General features: G+C 63.1%; 20 protein-coding genes, 2 tRNA genes and 2 pseudogenes. 13 read left to right on the top strand and 11 right to left on the bottom strand.

The annotated features are described in order from the left end of the window. The first annotated feature begins 145 nt into the window (after nt 1-145). The 4 genes and pseudogenes from AKN84_RS36445 (at nt 146) to AKN84_RS36460 (ending at nt 6,038) form a co-directional block, all read left to right on the top strand. Entirely contained in the window at nt 146-781 is a 636-nt protein-coding gene (locus AKN84_RS36445) for an ATP-dependent Clp protease proteolytic subunit (protein WP_021079148.1), read from the top strand. 469 nt (nt 782-1,250) lie between these two features. Then, on the top strand, nt 1,251-2,525 hold the full coding sequence (gene clpX / locus AKN84_RS36450; protein ID WP_018271869.1) for an ATP-dependent Clp protease ATP-binding subunit ClpX: 1,275 nt from the start codon (nt 1,251-1,253) through the stop codon (nt 2,523-2,525). 322 nt (nt 2,526-2,847) lie between these two features. After that, a pseudogene (gene lon / locus AKN84_RS36455) lies at nt 2,848-5,276 on the top strand (endopeptidase La). A 300-nt stretch (nt 5,277-5,576) separates the two neighbouring features. Further along, a complete protein-coding gene (locus AKN84_RS36460; protein WP_050425255.1) occupies nt 5,577-6,038 on the top strand; it encodes a cache domain-containing protein in 462 nt (153 codons plus the stop codon). Between the two features lie 97 nt (nt 6,039-6,135). Here AKN84_RS36460 and AKN84_RS36465 read toward each other — a convergent pair whose 3' ends face one another. Both AKN84_RS36465 and AKN84_RS36470 read right to left on the bottom strand, forming a co-directional pair. Beyond that, nucleotides 6,136-7,377, bottom strand: a complete 1,242-nt coding sequence (locus AKN84_RS36465) for an MFS transporter (protein ID WP_050425256.1) — start codon at nt 7,375-7,377, stop codon at nt 6,136-6,138. A 1-nt stretch (nt 7,378) separates the two neighbouring features. Further along, on the bottom strand, nt 7,379-8,047 hold the full coding sequence (locus tag AKN84_RS36470) for a GntR family transcriptional regulator (RefSeq protein ID WP_050425257.1): 669 nt from the start codon (nt 8,045-8,047) through the stop codon (nt 7,379-7,381). Nucleotides 8,048-8,248: 201 nt separating this feature from the next. On the opposite strand from AKN84_RS36470, the gene AKN84_RS36475 reads away from it, so the two are divergent. Further along, nucleotides 8,249-8,653: a GFA family protein gene (locus AKN84_RS36475; RefSeq protein WP_050425258.1), complete on the top strand. Its 405-nt coding sequence runs from the start codon at nt 8,249-8,251 to the stop codon at nt 8,651-8,653. 55 nt (nt 8,654-8,708) lie between these two features. After that, a tRNA-Val gene (locus AKN84_RS36480) sits at nt 8,709-8,785 on the top strand. 208 nt (nt 8,786-8,993) lie between these two features. Here AKN84_RS36480 and AKN84_RS36485 read toward each other — a convergent pair. After that, nucleotides 8,994-9,203, bottom strand: coding sequence for a PRC-barrel domain containing protein (locus AKN84_RS36485; protein ID WP_128971471.1), 210 nt, complete (start codon nt 9,201-9,203; stop codon nt 8,994-8,996). 247 nt (nt 9,204-9,450) lie between these two features. Here AKN84_RS36485 and AKN84_RS36490 point away from each other — a divergent pair, with 247 nt between their 5' ends. From AKN84_RS36490 to AKN84_RS36500, 3 genes are read left to right on the top strand one after another with little or no spacing between them, the layout of a single operon-like run. Next, on the top strand, nt 9,451-9,735 hold the full coding sequence (locus tag AKN84_RS36490) for a hypothetical protein (RefSeq protein WP_050425260.1): 285 nt from the start codon (nt 9,451-9,453) through the stop codon (nt 9,733-9,735). A 34-nt stretch (nt 9,736-9,769) separates the two neighbouring features. Continuing rightward, nucleotides 9,770-10,075, top strand: coding sequence for a YciI family protein (locus tag AKN84_RS36495; protein ID WP_050425261.1), 306 nt, complete (start codon nt 9,770-9,772; stop codon nt 10,073-10,075). 47 nt (nt 10,076-10,122) lie between these two features. Then, nucleotides 10,123-10,974, top strand: coding sequence for a class I SAM-dependent methyltransferase (locus tag AKN84_RS36500; RefSeq protein WP_050425262.1), 852 nt, complete (start codon nt 10,123-10,125; stop codon nt 10,972-10,974). 153 nt (nt 10,975-11,127) lie between these two features. On the opposite strand, the pseudogene pepT reads toward AKN84_RS36500, so the two are convergent. Together pepT and AKN84_RS36510 are read right to left on the bottom strand one after the other, a co-directional pair. Beyond that, a pseudogene (pepT, locus tag AKN84_RS36505) lies at nt 11,128-12,383 on the bottom strand (peptidase T). A 167-nt stretch (nt 12,384-12,550) separates the two neighbouring features. Continuing rightward, nucleotides 12,551-12,874: an HU family DNA-binding protein gene (locus AKN84_RS36510; RefSeq protein ID WP_224924859.1), complete on the bottom strand. Its 324-nt coding sequence runs from the start codon at nt 12,872-12,874 to the stop codon at nt 12,551-12,553. A 307-nt stretch (nt 12,875-13,181) separates the two neighbouring features. On the opposite strand from AKN84_RS36510, the gene AKN84_RS36515 reads away from it, so the two are divergent. Beyond that, nucleotides 13,182-13,258 (top strand) — tRNA-Asp (locus AKN84_RS36515). 145 nt (nt 13,259-13,403) lie between these two features. Here AKN84_RS36515 and AKN84_RS36520 read toward each other — a convergent pair. Continuing rightward, nucleotides 13,404-13,589 (bottom strand): hypothetical protein, encoded by a 186-nt coding sequence (locus tag AKN84_RS36520; protein WP_050425263.1) that lies wholly within the window; start codon nt 13,587-13,589, stop codon nt 13,404-13,406. A 272-nt stretch (nt 13,590-13,861) separates the two neighbouring features. On the opposite strand from AKN84_RS36520, the gene AKN84_RS36525 reads away from it, so the two are divergent. Next, entirely contained in the window at nt 13,862-14,905 is a 1,044-nt protein-coding gene (locus tag AKN84_RS36525) for a class I SAM-dependent methyltransferase (protein ID WP_128971472.1), read from the top strand. 61 nt (nt 14,906-14,966) lie between these two features. Here AKN84_RS36525 and AKN84_RS36530 read toward each other — a convergent pair whose 3' ends face one another. The 5 genes from AKN84_RS36530 to AKN84_RS36550 all read right to left on the bottom strand — a co-directional run bounded on the left by AKN84_RS36530 (nt 14,967) and on the right by AKN84_RS36550 (nt 17,978). Beyond that, the gene (locus tag AKN84_RS36530) at nt 14,967-16,265 is read right to left on the bottom strand and encodes a hypothetical protein (protein WP_050425265.1); all 1,299 of its coding nucleotides are present in this window, start codon (nt 16,263-16,265) and stop codon (nt 14,967-14,969) included. 170 nt (nt 16,266-16,435) lie between these two features. After that, nucleotides 16,436-16,627 carry a hypothetical protein gene (locus tag AKN84_RS36535; RefSeq protein ID WP_050425266.1) on the bottom strand — a complete coding sequence of 64 codons (192 nt, stop codon included), beginning with the start codon at nt 16,625-16,627 and terminating at the stop codon, nt 16,436-16,438. Nucleotides 16,628-16,641: 14 nt separating this feature from the next. Then, nucleotides 16,642-16,842 carry a hypothetical protein gene (locus AKN84_RS36540; protein WP_050425267.1) on the bottom strand — a complete coding sequence of 67 codons (201 nt, stop codon included), beginning with the start codon at nt 16,840-16,842 and terminating at the stop codon, nt 16,642-16,644. 87 nt (nt 16,843-16,929) lie between these two features. Further along, nucleotides 16,930-17,583: a haloacid dehalogenase-like hydrolase gene (locus tag AKN84_RS36545; RefSeq protein WP_050425268.1), complete on the bottom strand. Its 654-nt coding sequence runs from the start codon at nt 17,581-17,583 to the stop codon at nt 16,930-16,932. Nucleotides 17,584-17,774: 191 nt separating this feature from the next. Continuing rightward, nucleotides 17,775-17,978 carry a hypothetical protein gene (locus AKN84_RS36550; RefSeq protein WP_050425269.1) on the bottom strand — a complete coding sequence of 68 codons (204 nt, stop codon included), beginning with the start codon at nt 17,976-17,978 and terminating at the stop codon, nt 17,775-17,777. A 256-nt stretch (nt 17,979-18,234) separates the two neighbouring features. Here AKN84_RS36550 and AKN84_RS36555 point away from each other — a divergent pair, with 256 nt between their 5' ends. Together AKN84_RS36555 and AKN84_RS36560 are read left to right on the top strand one after the other, a co-directional pair. After that, on the top strand, nt 18,235-19,191 hold the full coding sequence (locus AKN84_RS36555; RefSeq protein ID WP_128971475.1) for a TRAP transporter substrate-binding protein: 957 nt from the start codon (nt 18,235-18,237) through the stop codon (nt 19,189-19,191). Nucleotides 19,192-19,540: 349 nt separating this feature from the next. Beyond that, nucleotides 19,541-19,954: hypothetical protein (locus AKN84_RS36560; protein WP_430649962.1), on the top strand; the 414-nt coding region annotated here is incomplete at its 3' end.

A 19,954-nucleotide genomic window follows, 5' to 3' on the forward strand; every position in this document is an offset into this window, starting at 1 on the left:
CCCAGTTGGCTAGTGTCGGCCTTGTCGGCCGGAAATTGGCCCATATCTGGTTTAAGCGTTGAGCCAACCAGCCTCGAGCCAGTAGTCTTGGACGAAGCTAGTTCTGGGCAAAGTTCTGCATCACCCCTAACCCCTGGGTTCTTTCATGCGCGATCCCGTTGAAACCTACATGAACCTCGTGCCGATGGTCGTCGAGCAGACCAATCGCGGCGAACGCGCCTACGACATCTTCTCGCGCCTCTTGAAAGAGCGCATCATCTTCGTCACCGGTCCGGTGGAAGACGGCATGTCGACCTTGATCGTCGCGCAGCTCCTGTTCCTCGAGGCCGAGAATCCGAAGAAGGAAATCTCGATGTACATCAACTCGCCGGGTGGCGTGGTGACGTCGGGCCTTGCGATCTACGACACGATGCAGTTCATCCGTCCGCCGGTGTCGACGCTGTGCACCGGGCAGGCGGCCTCGATGGGCTCGCTGCTGCTTGCGGCCGGCGAGAAGGACATGCGCTTCACGCTGCCGAACTCCCGCATCATGGTGCACCAGCCCTCCGGCGGCTTCCAGGGCCAGGCCACCGACATCATGCTGCACGCGCAAGAGATACTGAATCTCAAGAAGCGCCTCAACGAGATCTACGTGAAGCACACCGGCCAGACCTACAAGGCGATCGAGGACGCGCTCGAGCGCGACAAGTTCCTCACCGCCGAGGACGCCAAGGCGTTCGGCCTCGTCGACAAGGTCATCGACAAGCGTCCGGAAGATCCGTCGGCCGCCAAGGCTGCATGACAAGGCTGCATGACAAGGCTGCCTGATCTGGACAGGCCTCCCGGGGCGCGGGTGTGATCTCCACATTGGCGCCTCACATACCCGGCAAAAGCGGGACGGGCGGAGTACCCCGCAAGGGCCTATGCGCGGGCGGAAGGTTCCGCTTTCGTGCTCATTGGCCGGCGTGGTAATCCCGCAACGTTCCGTGGATTTCGACGCGTATTCCACGTGCGATCGTGGAAAATCACGGTATTGTCACGGTCTTGAGCCGGGCATCCGATTAGCGAATTCTTGATAGTCGGGTGCCAGCATGGTTGGCTGTAATGCATCGGCTATGATCGCGGAGATTCGAATAAACCGTGATTGGCACGGTCAGTATTGCGTAGGGTCTTTTTTGGTACGGAATTTGCTCTATCTACCCAAGACCCCGGTTTTGTGCCGGATTGGGTCGATCTGGCAAACAAGATCGAACGGCGGACGGAGATAAGGAATGAGTAAGGTCGGCACGAGCGACGCCAAGAACACGCTATACTGCTCGTTCTGCGGCAAGAGCCAGCATGAAGTTCGCAAGCTGATTGCCGGACCGACTGTCTTCATTTGCGACGAGTGTGTCGAACTGTGCATGGACATCATTCGCGAGGAGAACAAATCCTCGCTGGTGAAGTCGCGCGACGGCATTCCGACGCCGAAGGAAATCTGCAAGGTCCTGGACGACTACGTGATCGGTCAGAGCCATGCCAAGAAGGTGCTGTCGGTCGCCGTCCACAATCACTACAAGCGGCTCAACCATCAGACCAAGCACAACGACGTCGAACTCGCGAAGTCGAACATCCTGCTGATCGGTCCGACCGGTTCGGGCAAGACGCTGCTCGCGCAGACGCTGGCCCGCATCCTCGACGTGCCGTTCACCATGGCTGACGCGACGACGCTGACCGAAGCCGGCTATGTCGGCGAGGACGTCGAGAACATCATCCTGAAGCTGCTGCAGGCCGCCGACTACAACGTCGAGCGCGCACAGCGCGGCATCGTCTACATCGACGAAATCGACAAGATCAGCCGCAAGTCGGACAATCCCTCGATCACCCGCGACGTGTCGGGTGAGGGCGTCCAGCAGGCGCTGCTGAAGATCATGGAAGGCACGGTGGCCTCGGTCCCGCCGCAGGGCGGCCGCAAGCATCCGCAGCAGGAGTTCCTGCAGGTGGATACCACCAACATCCTGTTCATCTGCGGCGGTGCGTTCTCGGGCCTCGAGAAGATCATCTCCGCGCGCGGCCGTTCGACCTCGATCGGCTTCGCGGCGCAGGTGCTCGCGCCGGAGGATCGCCGTACCGGCGAGATCTTCCGCCACGTCGAGCCGGAAGATCTGCTGAAGTATGGCCTGATCCCGGAATTCGTCGGCCGTCTGCCCGTCGTTGCGACGCTGGAGGACCTCGACGAGACCTCGCTGAAGAAGATCCTGACCGATCCGAAGAACGCGCTGGTGAAGCAGTACCAGCGGCTGTTCGAGATGGAGAACATCGAGCTGACCTTCGCCGACGAGGCGCTTGGCGCGGTTGCCCGCAAGGCGATCGAGCGCAAGACCGGTGCGCGCGGCCTGCGGTCGATCCTGGAGAGCATCCTGCTCGAGACCATGTTCGACCTCCCGGGCCTGGAAGGCGTCGAGGAAGTCGTGATCTCGCGCGAAGTCGTCGAGGGCACGGCGCGTCCGCTCTACATCTACGCGGATCGTTCCGACCGCGCCGTCGAGAGCAGCGCGAGCGCCTAACAGCACGCGTCTCGACCCGCTGAAAATTGCACGGCTGCCGGGCGATCCGGCGGCCGTTGCGGCGCAATAACAGCGCCGTTATGGCATTGCAGTAAATGCCTGTTTAGCCTGAATTTCCGGGCACTTCTCAGACTTGACACCCCCCGGCCTGATAGCCACCTAATGCTATCGACGAGGGATCTCATGCGTTGAGATTCGTCGCTTTTCGATGCGGAATAAGCGGCTGCTGACGGCAATCTTTTTCCGGATCACCAAGGCACCTTGTGGCGGTTGCGCAAGCAGGCGGACTGCGAGCAAGGGGGCAAAACAAAAGGATAAGGCCATGACGACCTCAAAACCCCGGCCAACGATCGTCCACGGCGAAAGCCACTCCTATCCGGTGCTGCCGCTCCGCGACATCGTCGTCTTCCCCCACATGATCGTGCCTCTCTTCGTCGGCCGCGAGAAATCGATCCGCGCGCTCGAAGAGGTGATGAAGAACGACGCGCTGATCATGCTCGCGACGCAGAAGAACGCGTCCGATGATGATCCGGCACCCGATTCAATTTACGAGACCGGCACGCTCGCCAGCGTCCTGCAGCTCCTGAAGCTGCCCGACGGCACCGTAAAGGTGCTGGTCGAGGGCCTCGAGCGCGCGCGCGTCGAGAAGTATTCCGACCGCAGCGAGTATTACGAGGCGACCGCGGTCGCGCTCGCCGACACGGACGCCAACTCGGTTGAAGCCGAGGCGTTGGCGCGTTCGGTCGTGTCCGACTTCGAAAGCTATGTGAAGCTGAACAAGAAGATCTCCGCCGAAGTCGTCGGCGTGGTCCAGGCGATCACCGATTTCGCCAAGCTCGGCGACACCGTGGCTTCGCATCTTGCGGTCAAGATTGCCGATCGGCAGGCGATCCTGGAGACGTTGTCCGTCACGCAGCGCCTGGAGAAGGTGCTGGGTCTGATGGAGAGCGAGATCTCGGTGCTGCAGGTCGAGAAGCGCATCCGCTCGCGCGTCAAGCGCCAGATGGAGAAGACCCAGCGCGAGTATTACCTGAACGAGCAGATGAAGGCGATCCAGAAGGAGCTCGGCGACGACGAAGGTCGCGACGAGCTGGCCGATCTGGAGGAGAAGATCTCCAAGACCAAGCTCTCCAAGGAAGCGCGCGAGAAGGCACAGCACGAGCTGAAGAAGCTGCGCCAGATGTCGCCGATGTCCGCGGAAGCGACCGTCGTGCGCAACTATCTGGATTGGCTGCTTTCGATCCCGTGGGGCAAGAAGTCCAAGGTCAAGAAGGACCTCGAGGCCGCGCAGGCGGTCCTGGACTCCGATCACTACGGGCTCGAGAAGGTCAAGGACCGTATCGTCGAGTATCTCGCGGTGCAGTCGCGCGCCAACAAGCTGACCGGACCGATCCTGTGCCTCGTCGGACCTCCCGGCGTCGGCAAGACCTCGCTCGGCAAGTCGATCGCGAAGGCGACCGGCCGCGAGTTCGTGCGCGTGTCGCTCGGCGGCGTGCGTGACGAGGCAGAGATCCGCGGTCATCGCCGCACTTACATCGGCTCGATGCCCGGCAAGATCATCCAGTCGATGCGGAAGGCGAAGACCTCGAATCCGCTGTTCCTGCTGGACGAGATCGACAAGATGGGCGCCGATTTCCGCGGCGATCCGTCGTCGGCGCTGCTTGAGGTCCTGGACCCCGAGCAGAACTCGACCTTCAACGACCATTACCTGGAGGTCGACTACGACCTGTCCAACGTGATGTTCATCACGACCGCGAATACGCTGAATATTCCGGGCCCGCTGATGGACCGCATGGAGATCATCCGGATCGCCGGTTACACGGAGAACGAGAAGGTCGAGATCGCGCGCAAGCATCTGATCCCGAGCGCGCTCTCCAAGCACGGTCTGGACTCCAAGGAATGGTCGATCGACGACGCGGCCTTGTTGCTGATGATCCGCCGCTACACCCGCGAAGCGGGCGTGCGTAACCTGGAGCGCGAGCTCTCCACACTCGCCCGCAAGGCAGTGAAGGAGCTGATGATCTCCAAGAAGAAGTCGGTGAAGGTCACCGAGGCGAATATCGAAGAATTCCTCGGCGTTCCGAAGTATCGCTTCGGCGAGATCGACGACGAGGATCAGGTCGGTATCGTCACCGGTCTGCCTGGACCGATGTCGGCGGCGAGCTGTTGACCATTGAAGGCGTCATGATGCCCGGCAAGGGCAAGATGACCGTCACGGGCAACCTGCGCGACGTGATGAAGGAGTCGATCTCGGCGGCGGCGTCCTACGTCCGCTCGCGCGCGATCACCTACGGCATCGAGCCGCCGATGTTCGATCGGCGCGACATCCACGTTCACGTGCCCGAGGGCGCAACCCCGAAGGACGGTCCGTCCGCAGGTGTTGCGATGGCCACCGCGATCATCTCGGTCATGACCGGCATTCCGGTCCGCCACGATGTCGCGATGACCGGCGAGATCACGCTGCGTGGTCGCGTGCTGCCGATCGGCGGTCTGAAGGAGAAGCTCTTGGCTGCCGCTCGCGGCGGCATCAAGACGGTGCTGATCCCGGAGGACAACGCCAAGGATCTCACGGAGATTTCCGATGCGATCAAGGGCGGCATGGAGATCATTCCGGTCTCGCGGCTGGATGAAGTCGTCGCCAAGGCGCTGACCCGTGTGCCTGCGCCGATCGTCTGGGAAGAGGAGACCAGCAAGGTCGACGTCAAGCCCGACGCATCGGATGAGGCGTCCGGCGGCCTGACGGCGCACTGAAGCCAGCTTCAACCGAAATCATGAAACGGCGCCCTCGGGCGCCGTTTTTTGTTTTGGTGGTTCGCAAGTGAGGTCCGGACGTCCCCAAGTGAGGTCCGGACGTCCCCCGGCCGAGTTCGTGCGGCAGCGCAATATGTCGCGATAGGCCAAACCGGAAAAGGCCGCCGCGCCTTTACTTATCGGCTCGTCGGCGGGCACGAGCAGGCCAGGCCAATCGGGGCAATGTTTGGATATGATCCTTGCGGGCCTACGCACGGTGCGGGACAATTGCGATTGTTCGAAGAGCAGGGAGGAATCTCCATGTTTCGTAAGCTCGTGATTGGCGCGCTAGGCGCGATCGCTGTCTTGTTCTCGACGACGGCATTCGCGCAAGGTACTGCGGCCGACGCCAAGGCCATGCTTGAAAGGACGGTTGCGGCCATCAAGGCCGACAAGGCCAAGACGCTCGAACAGATCAACAAGGGCGAAAACGGCTTCCTTGCCGGCGACCTCTATCCGTTCTGCTTCAATCTGAGCGACGCACTCCTCGTCGCGATCGGCAATCCCAACGTTAAGGCGTTGCTCGGCAAGGATGCGAGGACATTCAAGGACCCCACGGGCGACGTGTATGGCCCAAGGCTCCTTGACGCGGCGAAAGAGGGCCAGGTCAATGAGGTCAGCTACATGTCTCCCAAGGCCGGCGCTGACAAGACGTGGGTGCCGAAGGCGAGCTTCGTGACCGCGGTCGCGGGCCTCGGATGCGGCGTCGGTTACTACAAGTAGTCCGGCCAAACCAACCGTCATATGGGCGCCGAACTGCCGATCTCCGGCGCCCACACAATACTATTTTTCTCGCGTGACCGGTCAGTGGCGAAGTCCTTCACTCCGCATGTGCGGTTGAGCCCGCATCCTGGTTCTTCCTCTCGACGACGAAATTGCCGATCGCGCCGAGCGCCATCAGCACGCTGGTGCCGAGGAACACCGCGCGCATGCCGATATGGCCGCCGATGAATCCACCGGCGAGCGGGCCGATCACCTGGCCGGCATATTGCGCCGAGATCGAGTAGCCGAGCATGCTGCCGGTGACCGCGTCGGGCACGTTGTGCCGGATCACGCTGGCGATGCAGGGCAGCAGGCCGCCGAGTGCCAGTCCCATCAGGAAACGGAGTGCAATCAGCTGCCAGCCGCTGGCCACGAAGGCCTGCGGGATCAAGAGCAGCGCCGAGGCCGCGAGGCAAATGTTGATGATCCGCCAATGGCCGGCGCGATCGGCGAGCTTGCCGAGGTGCGACGACGACAGCAGGCTGCCGAAGGCCGCCGCCGACATCACGAGGCCGGCCACGAACGTCACCTGCGGCGCCTCGACCAGTTGCGCGACATAGACCGTGATGATCGGCTCGATCGACATGTTGGCGACCATCAGCAACAGGCCGGTGCCCCACATCGCGATCACGGGGCGCTTATCCGGAACGAGCGACCAGCCGCCACGCGCCTTGCTGCCTTTCGCTGTCTTCGGACGCGCTTCCTCGCGGATCAGGAAGGTCGTGCCGAGGAAGGTGATGAAGATGACGCCGCCGATCAGGAAGAAGGTCGCGCGGATGCCGATCAGGCCGGGCAGGACGCCGCCGATCAATGGGCCGACCAGGCTGCCTGCCATGATGCCGGCCGACAGGACCCCGATCGCCCAGCCGGAGCGCGCCTTCGGCGTTTGCGCCGCGACCAGCACCGTCGAGCCCGACGCGTAGCCGCCGAGCAGGCCGGTCATCAGCCGCAAGCCCACCAGCTCATAGACATTGTGCGCCATCCCGATCAGCGACATGGCGATCGCCATGCCGAGGCTCGCGCGGATCAGCATCAGCTTGCGGCCGTAGCGATCGGCAAGCCGTCCCCACAATGGCGCCGTCAGCGCCGCGCTGAAGAAGGTCGCGCCATAGGCGATGCCCGACCATTGCACGATGGCGGCATGATCGGTCACGCCGAGCTGCTCGACATAGAGCGGCAGGAACGGCAGCAGCAGCGTCATTCCCACGATGGTCGTGAAGGAGCCGAACACGCAGACGATCAAATTGCGTCTCCAGGGGCCCGCGTCGAACAGGGCCTCGCGATCGATTTCAATGTTCATGTCAGCGCAGTCCGACGACGGCGAAGCCGCGCGCCCGCAGGCCGCGGCGATCCTCGTTCAGCGAACGCAGCAGGCGATCGCGGGTGTCCTTGATGTGATCGGCAGCCTCGCGCGCGGCAGCTTCCGGATCGTTGGCCTTGATGAAGCCGAGAACGCGCCGGTGCTCGCGCCAGGCCTGCTCGCGCGACGGTTCGGTCCACACTTCGAGCCAGCGCGCCCGCGACAATCGGGTCATGGCGCCGGCGATCGCCTTGACGATGAAGGGATTGCCGGAGAGCCGCGCGATCTCGACATGGAAATCGGTGCCGACGCGGTGCCATTCCTCGCGCGGCGCGCCGGACTGGCAGGCATCCAGCATCTCTTCGACGCCGGCGATGTCGGCTTCGCTCGCGCGCGCGCAAGCGAGGCGGACGGCGGTCGTCTCCAGCGGGATCCTGAACTCCGCCAGCGCTTCCAGCTCCCCGAGGTCGATCGGCGCGACGATCCAGTTGCGGCCGTCGCGGCGGACCAGCTCTTCGCCCTCGAGCCGCACCAGCGCGGCGCGGATCGGCGTGCGCGATCCCTCGAACCGGCTCTCGAGCCAGCGCTCGGTCAGCCGCTCGCCGGGGCCGAGGTCGAGGGAGAGGATCATCTCCCGGAGCTGGTCGTGGATCTGGAGCATCTGTGACATGGGCTGTCTGCCGGTGGTGGGAATGGCTTGGATTGGATCGACGTATCCCCAATTGGTATCCCAAACAATGCCGATTTGGGATACCAGCGTTGTCCGGGTAGGGCACCGGACGGTGGCGCGGGGCGCCTTGCAGGCTGCAATCGAAGGGAACGACCTCTTGGCGACCGCCTTGTTGCACGACGCCGAATTGGGAGAACGCGGATGCGGATCGACGGGCAATGCCACTGCGGGGCCGTGACCTATCAGGCCGAGATCGATCCCGAACTTGTGTCGATCTGCCATTGCACGGATTGCCAGGCGCTGACCGGTTCGCCCTATCGCGTCACTGTGATATGCGACGCCGAACAGGTCCGGCTGACCCATGGTGCGCCGAAAGTGTACGGCAAACGCGGCGATAACGGCCGGACCCGCTTCCAGCATTTTTGCGGCGATTGCGGTTCCCCCTTGTTCACCAGCGGCGAGGATGGAGGTCCCGATGATTGGGGCATCCGCTGGGGCAGCATTCGCCAGCGCGGCGAATTGACCCCGCGACGCCAGGTCTGGTGCCGCTCCGCTGCACCCTGGATCAATGATCTCGGGGGATTGCCGGCACGGCTAATGGATTGAAGCTTTGCGACCTTGCGCCTCGGGGGCAGGCGAGGCTAAAGAGGCGCGCAGGTAAGGGCGGCTAGCTCAGCTGGTTAGAGCATCTCGTTTACACCGAGAGGGTCGGGAGTTCGAATCTCTCGCCGCCTACCAGCCTTCGCCCTGCGGGCTACGGCTCGGCAAGCCTGCCTTTATGGATGCAGTTGCCGCTTACGCAGTGGCGCAGGGCGAAGGCTGTCGCGCCGAAGCTCGAAGAGCGAAGGCGGACTCCATAGGCAACTCTCAGACAAAGCCTGTCCGGGCTTTTCCGATAGATTAGGGAATTCCGCCTGCGCTCCACACCGGACGACCGGGTCCGGCCCTATGGTTGCAGCATCCGTATTGTCGAGATCGGCCACTTCCCGATGTGCCCCGCAATCGAGATGCGCAACCCGTGAGACTCGTCCAGAAACACGCCCTCGACGGTTCCCGCAGTCCCGTCGGTGAGAACTGCGGCCCTTCCAACCAGTTCTGCTTCCGCTTGTACATGCTCGCGCAGGATGACGGTGGCGCGGTGTTTCACGAGCTGCAAAGCGGCCTCTGGTTGAAGAGCCCTACGTAGCAAGGCCATTGCGCGGCCCTCTGTGAGCGCGTGGAGAGGGCGCGATCCCGACCGTGGGGTAGTATGTGGGGTGGCCGGGACCGCGCTTGCTCCGCGCTGGCCGGTCAAATGTCAATCGTTGGCCGATGGTGCGAAAGGTGCCGAAAGTCACCTGCGCAGATTTGATGCCGACCTTGATGCGATGCTATTCTCTCCGCCTAACCCGGGAACTCGATGCATGCGCAAAATTGCCGCGATTATTCTCCTCACCATGATTGGCGGACCTGCATTGGCGCAGTCGGACCATGTTCAGCGCTATCGCGAAGAGGTCGAGAAGTCGCCGGCCGATGCGGCCAACGAGGCGCGGCAGCAGCGTGCCTACCAGCGCGCGCTGAGCGGTGTGCCGGACCAGAAGCCGACCGATCCGTGGGGCATTGCGCGCCCCAATGAGGGGCAGGCCGCTTCGAAGGGAAGTGCCGCGAAGACGAAGCCGGCCAAGCCCACGAACGCAGCCGCCAAGTAGTCAGCAAAGTAATCAGCGAACGTGGACCAGGTCGATGAAATACTACGTCTGCAAATTGACCGGACCGCGCCCGACCTTCCCGCAAGACATGACGCCGCAGGAAGCCGCGATCATGCAGGCGCACGTCGCCTATTGCGGCGAATTGCTGCAGGCCGGCAAGGCGCTGATCTTCGGGCCGGTCGCCGATCCCGCCGGCGTCTGGGGATTGGGCGTGCTGCAACTATCCGATGACGCCGATCCACAGGAGATCGTCGCCAACGATCCCGTCACCAAGGCCAATGCCGGATTCACCTATCAGGTCACGCCGATGCTGCGCGCTGCGACGCGCGAGAGCTGCTAGCATCGGCCAGGCTTCCTAACAAGGCTTCCCAACAAGGTTTTGAGCGCATGAACGCTGGCCATCCGCAGAACGCCGATCAAATTGCATATTGGAACGGGCCGGGCGGTCAGCGCTGGGCCTCGCGGCAGGCCGCGCAGGACATCGTGCTGCAGCCGGTGCTTGACCTGCTGATCGATCGCGCCGCGCCGAAGGCCGGCGAACGCGTCGTCGATGTCGGCTGCGGCAGCGGCGCCTCGAGTTTTGCGCTGGCGGCAAAGGTCGCGCCCGCGGGCCACGTGCTTGGCGTCGACGTCTCTGAGCCGATGCTGACGCGGGCACGGCAGAGTGCGCCGCAGGGATTGCCGGTCGAATTTACGCTCGCCGATGCGACGGTGTATCCGTTCGCGCGCGAGAGCTTCGATCTGTTGGCCTCGCGCTTCGGCGTGATGTTCTTTGCCGATCCGGCGGTATCCTTTGCCAATCTGCGTAAGGCGATGAAGCCGACCGGCCGTCTCGCCTTCGCGTGCTGGCAGGAGCCGCGCGAAAATCCGTTCTTCATGGCGCCGTTGCAGGCGGTCTACAAGCACGTGCCGAAACTGCCGCAGCTCGGCCCCGAGGATCCCGGCCCGTTTTCATTTGCCTCCGAAGCCCGGGTGAAGCGGATCCTGGGCGAGGCCGGCTTCTCCGGCATCGCCATGGAGCCGTGCAAGGTCGAGCTCGATGTCGCGACCGGCCGCGGCATCGATGCCGCGATCCAGGGCGCGCTCGAGATCGGGCCCGCCAGCCGCGCGCTGGAAGGCCATCCGGACGACGTGCGCGCCGCCGCGATCGCATCGATGCGCGAGGCGCTGGCTCCCTTCGTCAAAGGCGATTCCGTGCTGCTGCCGGGTGCGATCTGGATCGTGACCGCACGGGCCTAGGAAAACGAGTGGTTGTGCCGTCATTGCGAGGAGCTCGCGACAAAATTGCGAAGCAATTTTGCGCTGAAGCGACGAAGCAATCCATCTATCCGCGCGTTGAGATATGGATTGCTTCGCTTCGCTCGCAATGACGGGGAGAGGGTTGCGACGAGCCTACGCCCGCTCTTCCCAGATCATCGCCAGGTGCACGATGGTCTGCACCGCCTTTTCCATGTCCTGCCGGCTGACCCATTCGAGCCGCGAATGGAACGCATGCTCGCCGGCGAAGATGTTCGGGCAGGGCAATCCCATGAAGGACAGCCGCGAGCCATCGGTGCCGCCGCGGATCGAGGTCTTCACCGGCGTCAGTCCCGCGCGCTCGATCGCCTCGATCGCGTAAGCGACGATCTGCGGGTGGCGGTCGATCACCTCTTTCATGTTGCGGTACTGCTGCTTGACCTCCATGCGGTAGGTCGAGCGCGGATATCCCTTCATGACATCCTTGGCGATGGCTTCGAGCAGCGCTTCCTTCTGCTTCAGGCCGGCTTGGTGAAATCGCGTACGATGAAGTCGATCCGTGCGTGCTCCAGCGCGCCCGAGATCGCGACCGGATGCAGGAAGCCTTCCTTGCCTTCGGTGGTCTCGGGCGAGCAGGTGTCCTTGGGCAGGCGATCGACGATCGCGGCCGCGATCTTGATCGCGTGCTCCATCTTGCCCTTGGCGAAACCCGGATGGGTCGCGACGCCTTCGATGATGATGCTGGCCCCGTCGGCGGAGAAGGTCTCGTCCTCGATATGGCCCGCGGTCTCGCCGTCCATGGTGTAGCCGAAATCGGCCCCGAGCTTCTTGATGTCGACCTTGTCGACGCCGCGGCCGATCTCCTCGTCCGGCGTGAACAGGATCTTGATGGTGCCGTGCTTCACCTGCGGATTGCTCATCAGGAAATGCGCGGCATCCATGATCTCGGCGAGGCCGGCCTTGTTGTCGGCGCCGAGCAGGGTGGTGCCGTCGGTCGTGATGATGTCGTTGCCGATCTGGTCGGCCAGCGCTTCATGCTCGGCGGCGCGGATCACCTGTGTGGAGTCGGCAGGCAACACGATGTCGCCGCCGCGATAGTTCTTCACGACCTGCGGCTTGACGTTCTTGCCGGTGCAGTCGGGCGAGGTGTCCATGTGCGAGCAGAAGCAGATCACCGGCACCGTCTTGTCGGTGTTCGCGGGGATCGTCGCATAGACATAGCCGTGCGGATCGAGATGCGCGTCGGGTATGCCCATCGCCAAGAGCTCGGTGACCAGCAGGCGGCCGAGATTCTTCTGCTTCTCGGTGGAGGGGCAGGTCGGCGAATCCGGGTCGGACTGGGTGTCGATCACGACATAGCGCAGGAAGCGCTCGGTGACGGTGTGCTTGAAGTCGAGAGCCGGTGCCAGCATGAAGACCGCGCAGAGGTAGGGACGGGGACAATGCGCCTTGGCGAAGTTGGTTCGCGCAAGCAAACCGGATCAAGGCGAGCAGGAGACAATTCTATAACAGAAAAGCGCCACTCCGGGGCCGCGTCACGAGCCGGAATGGCGCTTTGATATCAACGGAGAGTAAAGCCTTAAACGGCTTCCTTCAGCTCCTTGGCGGCGCGGAAGGCGACCTTCTTGCTCGCCTTGATATGGATCTGCTCGCCGGTCGCCGGGTTGCGGCCCATGCGGGCGGCGCGCTTGCGGACCTGGAGGATGCCGAGGCCGACGATCCTGATCCGCTCGCCCTTCTTGAGGTGCTTGGTGATCCGGGTGACCATGTCGGTCAGGATCGCCTCGGCTTGCTTCTTGGACAGCTCCTGCTCTTCGGCAATGGCCGCCGCCAGGTGCTTCAGCGTGATCGTCGCCGGGGTCGCTGCTTTCTTCGCCATGTGTGGCCCTCCTCGTTGCTGAATGGCTGGATTGCTTGCTTGCGCGCGAATGGCGTGCCGTTCGCGTCGGGAAATTGCGCCCGGAAAAGTCCTGAAACCGCCGGCTCAGGGAACGGGCAGCGCCGGGCCGGCCACAGGAAACCCAGACGTATCAGGCCTTATTTGATTCGGGGCTTTGCTGACTACGCCGTTTCGCCTGAAAACAGGCTACAACTCGCAGCCATAGCGCAAAAGCGCCTGCGCTGTGCAGGGATCCGCAACGCGCTTGACTATCGGGATGCGGGCCTTTATGCCCTCGGTCCTGCGCGGATCAATCCGAAGATCGGCATCCGCGGGAGTAGCTCAGTTGGTTAGAGCGCCGCCCTGTCACGGCGGAGGCCGCGGGTTCGAGTCCCGTCTCTCGCGCCAGTCTTATCAATCACTTAGCCCAAGTTCCGGATTTAGAGACGTGCCACTCGGCTCGCTGTCATGACGTCTTGGACGCCTCCCTGTCCGGGCTTGCCGGCACGCATCTTCGAGACCCCCCCAAAAACAACCGCCAAGCTCGCCTCTTTCAGACGATCTCAATCGCCGGTTCGCACCCGGCGATCGCATGATCATCATTCACGCGCGCAATCCGGCATCCCGCCACGCCTGACACGATCAGCCAGGTTTCTGGCTGTGCGCCTTCTCCGATGACGACCGTTGCGTCCTGATCCGGGAGTGCCTGGAGTGCTTGGATTAGCTCGCGGACTTTCATCGATACGATTCCTGGAGGCCGCACGGCTGGAGCGCCTCACGCGAGCATTGGATAGGCGAGCGCGGTAGTGACTATCGCCACCCCGGTCGGTGAGAATGGAAGCAGCGCGGGTCCCGGTTCACGTGCGCAACGTAACGCGCCAGCCTGACGTCAACCTTACTTTGCTGGGCTGAAGTCCAGCCGATTCCGTCGCTGCTGTATCTGACGGAACCAATCAACTACGTCAGGTTGTCATTTTTCGGCACTACACTTGATGAAAGCTGTCGCAAGGCTTGCAGCAACAGCCGCGTGCGCGGTTCCACCGCGTTCCGGAACTCACGCGTATGATGCGTCTTAAAGTTGCCGGAGAAATCACCGACAGTTTTGGAAACATTCAGATGACGCTGGCGCGGCAAGGACCGACAAACAGAGTAGGAGATGTGCGGATGAATTGGAGCCTGTGGCTGAACGAATACTACAAAGACGAGCTGGCGAGGACGGAGGCCGCATGCGGAAGGGGAGAGCCTGCGTACGAAGCGTTCAAGTGGATCGACGATCCCTATCTTTGGAACGTGCTGCTCTGGAAGGAGTATGATGGTTTCGACGCCATCAAGGCGACGATTCCCGATCCGCCCGACGCCGGCACCCAGAAGAACTGGAGCGGTCGTTCCGGGATGGAGCTCGGCGCCGCGGTGATCGAAACCTATCGGCTCATACACGACAAACTCAGGCTGCATCTGGACAAGCCATTCGAGGAGTGTTCGGTGCTGGACTATGGTTGCGGCTGGGGCAGCGTGCTCAGATATTTCATGAAGGATGTGCCGCTGCGCAATTTGCATGGGTGTGATCCTCACAAGGGCATCATCCAGGTGGCGCAACGCTCCAACCCTCGCGCCGATATCGTGCTGTCGGACAGCCTGCCGAAACGTCTTCCATTCAACCAGAAATTCGATGTCGCCTACGCGCTGTCGATCTGGACGCATCTTTCCCCGGTCGCGAGCGACGTATGCCTCGACGCGGTCCACGCTGCGCTGGAGGATCGTGGTCTGTTCCTTCTGACGGTGCGGCCGCCGGCATATGCATTCTATGAGCCGATCTCGAAATTGCCCGGTTGGGATCAGCAGAAGATCACCGAAACCGTGCGGCGAGACGGCTTCTACTTCTATCCCCAAAGCTATCCGGTCGATGGCGAAATGACATACGGCGAGACCATCATCACCAAGCAGTACATCGAGGAGCACTGGACCGACCGGTTCGATATCGTCGACGTCGGCATGAATGGGATCTCGCCCTATCAGAGCATCATCGTTCTTCGAAAGAAGTCGCGGCCACATTAGTCAAGTCGCACTCAGGCACCGTCTTTTGCGCGCCCGCCACGTCGCGGCTGGGCGCGCAAGATCAGGACGCCGCGAGGCCGACGACGCCGGTCTGCTGGGCGGCGTGCGCGGGACTGCGGGATAATTCCGCGCGCTGTTCCGGCGTCAGCCACCACAGCAGGAACAGCAGCGCGATTCCGTTTGAGACCAGGCCCGTGGTCAACGGCACGTTCATGATCGCCTGGACGGCGATGCCGGATGACACCGCGATGAAGCGCGGCGACAGATGCCGCGAGAGCGTCGATCCCGCCGACAGGATCAGGCCGCACGCGAGCGCCGAGACCGGGGCGAGTGCGAGGCCGACCGACGCGATGCCCTCGGTGGCGAGGAAGGACGCGTTGAAATTGCCGTCGCGATAGATCGCGCCGAGCGCCGGCCCGAGTTCGCCATAGGGGCAGGCGGTCACCTGTCGCAGGATCGATATCTGGCAGAACCGGGTCAACTCGCGGTGCGCAAAGAAGTCGGCATATTGATCGAGCGCCAGTGACGGGATCGCAAGGAAGCGCAGGTTGATGGCGCTGAACACGACGTAGTCCTTGTCGGCGCTGATAACGGCGAATGCCGTCAGCCCGACGGCCGCCGGGAGCAGGAAGCCGAGCACCGTGGCCAGTCGCGGGTTGAACTGGCCGTAGAGCCAGAACAGGAACGGCAGCCAGATCGGCAACAGCAGAACGGTCTTGTTGTTGACGACCGGATAGAAGCACAGCGCGAACAGCAACACGCAGGCGGCCTGCAACCATTGCCTGCGTGATGCGAAATGCGCAAACAGATAGGGCAGCACCGCTCCGATCATGATCCCGGTGAGATAATTCAACAGCGCCGGCCGCGCGATGGCGTTGCGGGCTGTGCCATAGGGATTACCGAGGTTGACCCCGTAGGAGATGTCGGAGATCAGCACGGCGAAGGACGGTGCCAGCAGCAGCAGCGCAACGCGTTTGATGGCCGCTTCCGACAGGTTGGGCCGCCAGACCGGCATGTTCTGGAACATCAGGGGGATCATCGCGGCGGCCAGCGCGGCGATCATGGCCCAGCGGGCGATCGCGTGCGGGTAGTCGAACGCGCTGAAGAAGCTGAGCCAGACGAAGCCGAACACGGCAGACAGCAGCGAGAAGCTCACCAGATAGCCGAAGCTGAATCGTCCCGCGGTGAATGCCGGGATGAAGATGACCATGATGGCGGTGCCGAGGATGGCCTCGGCGGTGATGCCGGACCGCCAGACGTGCATCGCCGGAAAGGCGTGTCCGCAGGCGATCAGCGAGGCGGTGCTGACGGCGAAGAACCCGAGGATCGTGCCCCCGACAACCAGGTCATCGCGCGTCATTGCATCGGCCCGTCCGATTCGAGAGCTGTGCGACAGCTAGCCAGCCGGCCTCGGTCGAATCAAGTCAAGCAACGTTGAGCGACGTTGCGGTCTGTATTGTAATATTTCCGTTGTGCGATCGGTCACCGCGGCGCCGCATTGGACACGCAATCGGCGGCAGGCTGCCCTGATCAGGCAAAGAATGCGGCAACCGCGTTCAGGTCGGATTGTCCAGGCGTGTCGCCGCGCAAATTCGCGTCGATGATGCGGCGGCAGGCGTCGACCGTGTGGGTATCGCCCAATTCGTTGGCGGCCTCGAGGATCGACCAGACCGTATCCAGGGGAATGTCGCTCTGCATGGTCGCGCTCGGATCTGACAGCATCGGCGGGGCCGGGGTTAGAATTCGAACAGGTCGCGGCCGCGCTGCGCCAGGGTGTGCAGGTCCGCCACCGTACCGCGTACGGCGTTGCAGCGGCGGCATTCGATGATGGTGTCGCCGGACGCGTGCGCGGGATCGGCGACCTTGATCGCCAGGCTGCCGCAATCGGTGCACGTGATCTTGAAGCCGGTGGAAATTACTTGCTGCTGCAAATTCATTGTGGGCCCGCGCTTCTGTTGACGCGCACCTTACGGAACAATTTTTAAGACGGGGGTCGCGGAGCGGATCGCAATCGAACGACCGCGTTAGGACGCGGTTAAGATTTCGCCGCGGCCGCGATCCGGCGGATGCAGCGTCGGCCTGCCGAGCGCGGATACTGCGGCGCGCAGCGCCTCCCGCGCATTGACGGTGATGATTCCGGCGGCGTGGGCCCAGACCGCGAGGTCGGATGCGCTGTCGCCGGCATAGATGAAGCCACCGGGAAAGCGCTTCAGCAACAGGCCGGCCTTGTTGGCGCCCTTGAGATTGTGCGCGCCGTCGGAGGCGAGCACGTCGTCGAGCCAAGGCAATCGCGATGCAAGCCGGTTCGCGAGCAGCGCGTCGGCCGCGGTTGCCAGCACGACGCGGCGGCCGGCGGCCTTCTCGCGCTCGGCCAGTGCGACGACGTCCTGGTGCAGTTCGATCCGGCTCCAGTCGATGCGCTGGCGCCGTGCAAGCTGGCGCTTCAACGCCGCGCGTCCGTGCGTCAGCCAGGCGGCGCATGCAATGACGATCAGCGGATTGCGGCGCAGGATCGAGACGAAACTGAGATAGAGCAGGTCGCCCCTGATCAGGGTGCCGTCGAGGTCGAGCACCAATGGCAGCGACGTCGGTAGCCCGAGCAGGGTGGACGCTCCGCCGGTGCGGGGATCGTCCTGCGGTTCGGCAAGTATGTCGCCCGCGAGGCGAGGCTCAGTCATTCGCGACGCTCAGCCGGCTTGCGACCCTGCGCACGTCGATCGCGCGCGCCCCGGTCTCGGTGGTTCTGCAATCGCCGTAGCCGAACTGGGCGGCAAAGGCCACAGCGTCCTGATCGGAGCGCAAAGTCGATCAGACCCAACAAAAAAGCCGCCCGAAGGCGGCCGTTTTGTCTGCCGAAGCCTGAAAAATCCTAGCGGACCGTCGAAGTCCCCGAAGAAGTGATCGCGACCGGCTTGCCGGCCTTGACGACCTGGTTGGTCTGGGCGGTCTGGGTGAAATCCGCATTGTTCCGCGCCGAAATGCCGAACGCCGCAACCCCGATGGCCGCAACGAGGGCAACCACCACGATCTTGAGGTGGGTCGCGCGATCAGCTGAATGGATCGAGTGGTTCATGGTCGCCTCCGGGCGTCTATGCGCCGTCTATGGCAGCTACTGGTAAGCCCGATCTGTTTCCGGATCGTTTCGTGAGTTCCTTGAAATGGTTTCGTGCCACGGGCCGATTGGTTTCACCGTGCCTTGCGTCACACAGGCGGAGGGCCGAAACTGCCCACAGGCGCGGGATGCGCTCGGGAGAAAAACAATAATGAAAACAACGAATATGACCCGCCGCCGGGTGCTCGGCACCGGCACGGCGGCAATGGCTGCCACGATGTTTGGTAAGCCGGTCCTTGCCGCGGCCGAGTTCGACTTCAAGCTTGGCGTCAACACTCCGGAAACCCATCCGCTAACAATCCGTCTGGCCGAGGCGGCCAAGCTGGTCGGCACGCAATCGTCCGGCCGGCTCAACATCACGGTGTTCGCCAACAGCCAGCTCGGCGGCGATCCGGAGATGCTGTCGCAGGTCCGGGCCGGCGGTATCGAGCTATTGGCTGCGCCCAGCATGACGCTGTCGACGCTGGTGCCGCTGTCCGGTCTGCCCAGCATCGGCTTCGCCTTCCAGTCCTACGACCAGGTCTGGGCGGCGATGGACGGCGGCGTCGGCGACCTCGTCCGGGAGGCGATCGCCAAGACCGGCGTCGTGCCGCTGAAGAAGGTCTGGGACAACGGCTTCCGCCAGATCACCTCGTCGTCGAGCCGGCAGCTCAACAGCGTCGACGATCTCAAGGGCTTCAAGATCCGCGTGCCGGTGACGGCATTGCTGACCTCGCTGTTCTCGGGGCTCGGCGCGCTGCCGTCGAGCATCTCCTACAGCGAGCTCTATTCGGCGCTGCAGACCCACATCGTCGAAGGTCAGGAGAATCCGCTGGCGCAGGTCTCGACCGGAAAGCTGTACGAGGTACAGAAATACTGCGCGCTGTCGAACCACTGCTGGAGTGGCTACTGGATCCTCGGCAATCGCCGCGCGATGGCGGGCCTGCCGCCCGATCTGCTCGAGCTCATCAACACCGCGTTCGACGCGGCCGCGGCGAAGGAGCGCGCCGACCTGATCGAGATGGACCGCTCGTTGCAGGCCGAGCTGACCGGGAAGGGCATGACGTTCAACAGGCCCGATCCCGTGCAGTTCAGGGCCGCGCTGGTCAAAGCCGGCTTCTACACCCAGTGGCAGAAGACCTATGGCGCGGACGCCTGGGCGTCGCTGGAGAAATACACCGGCAAGCTGACGTAACGGCACAATTCGCCAGCAGCAATGCAGCGGCCGATCGCGCGAGCAATGCGGTGCGCGATCGGTATTTGTGCGCCCGGTAAAGTCTGCGAGAAAACATGGGACCATCCTTTGTTGCGCAGAAGGCACACTGTCGCGCTTTCGGTTCCATTTTCGTTTTTTGTCATGCGGCAGGATGTCTCAGGGGATACAACCTCACGCTGAGATTTTCAGTGGCCGCGCGGCGCGCGGCCCGAGTTGGAATGCCATGCGCGTGCACGTTGTGGAAGGCTTCCGTCTTCCCCGTTTGCGACGGGTCGCGGTAACCTTTGCTTTGCTCGTCGCGTGCGGGACCGCCGCACACGCCCAAACGGTGCTGAACGCCAGCGATGGCGCGAGCCTCGTCACGGCGCTGACGACGATCGATAACAATCCGGGCACCAGCTACACGCTCAACATCACGAACAACATCACGCTGACCGCCGGGACAACGCTGCCCGTCATCAGTTCGAGCAGCACAGTCACGATCAACGGCGGCAACTTCACGCTCGACGGCGGCGGCGTGCAGCGCGGGCTGTTCGTCTACTCGGGCACCGTTGCGGTCAACAATCTGACCATCCAGAACGCCGTGGCCAAGGGGGGCAATGGCGGCAACGGGGGCGATGGCGGCGGCGGCGGTGGCATGGGTGCCGGCGGCGCGCTGTTCGTTGCCAACGGCGCCAATGTCACCGTGAGCAATGTTGCGCTCGCCAGCAACCAGGCCAATGGCGGTAGCGGCGGCAATTAC

The sequence above is a fragment of the Bradyrhizobium tropiciagri genome, from assembly GCF_001189845.1.
Lineage (GTDB): Bacteria > Pseudomonadota > Alphaproteobacteria > Rhizobiales > Xanthobacteraceae > Bradyrhizobium > Bradyrhizobium tropiciagri.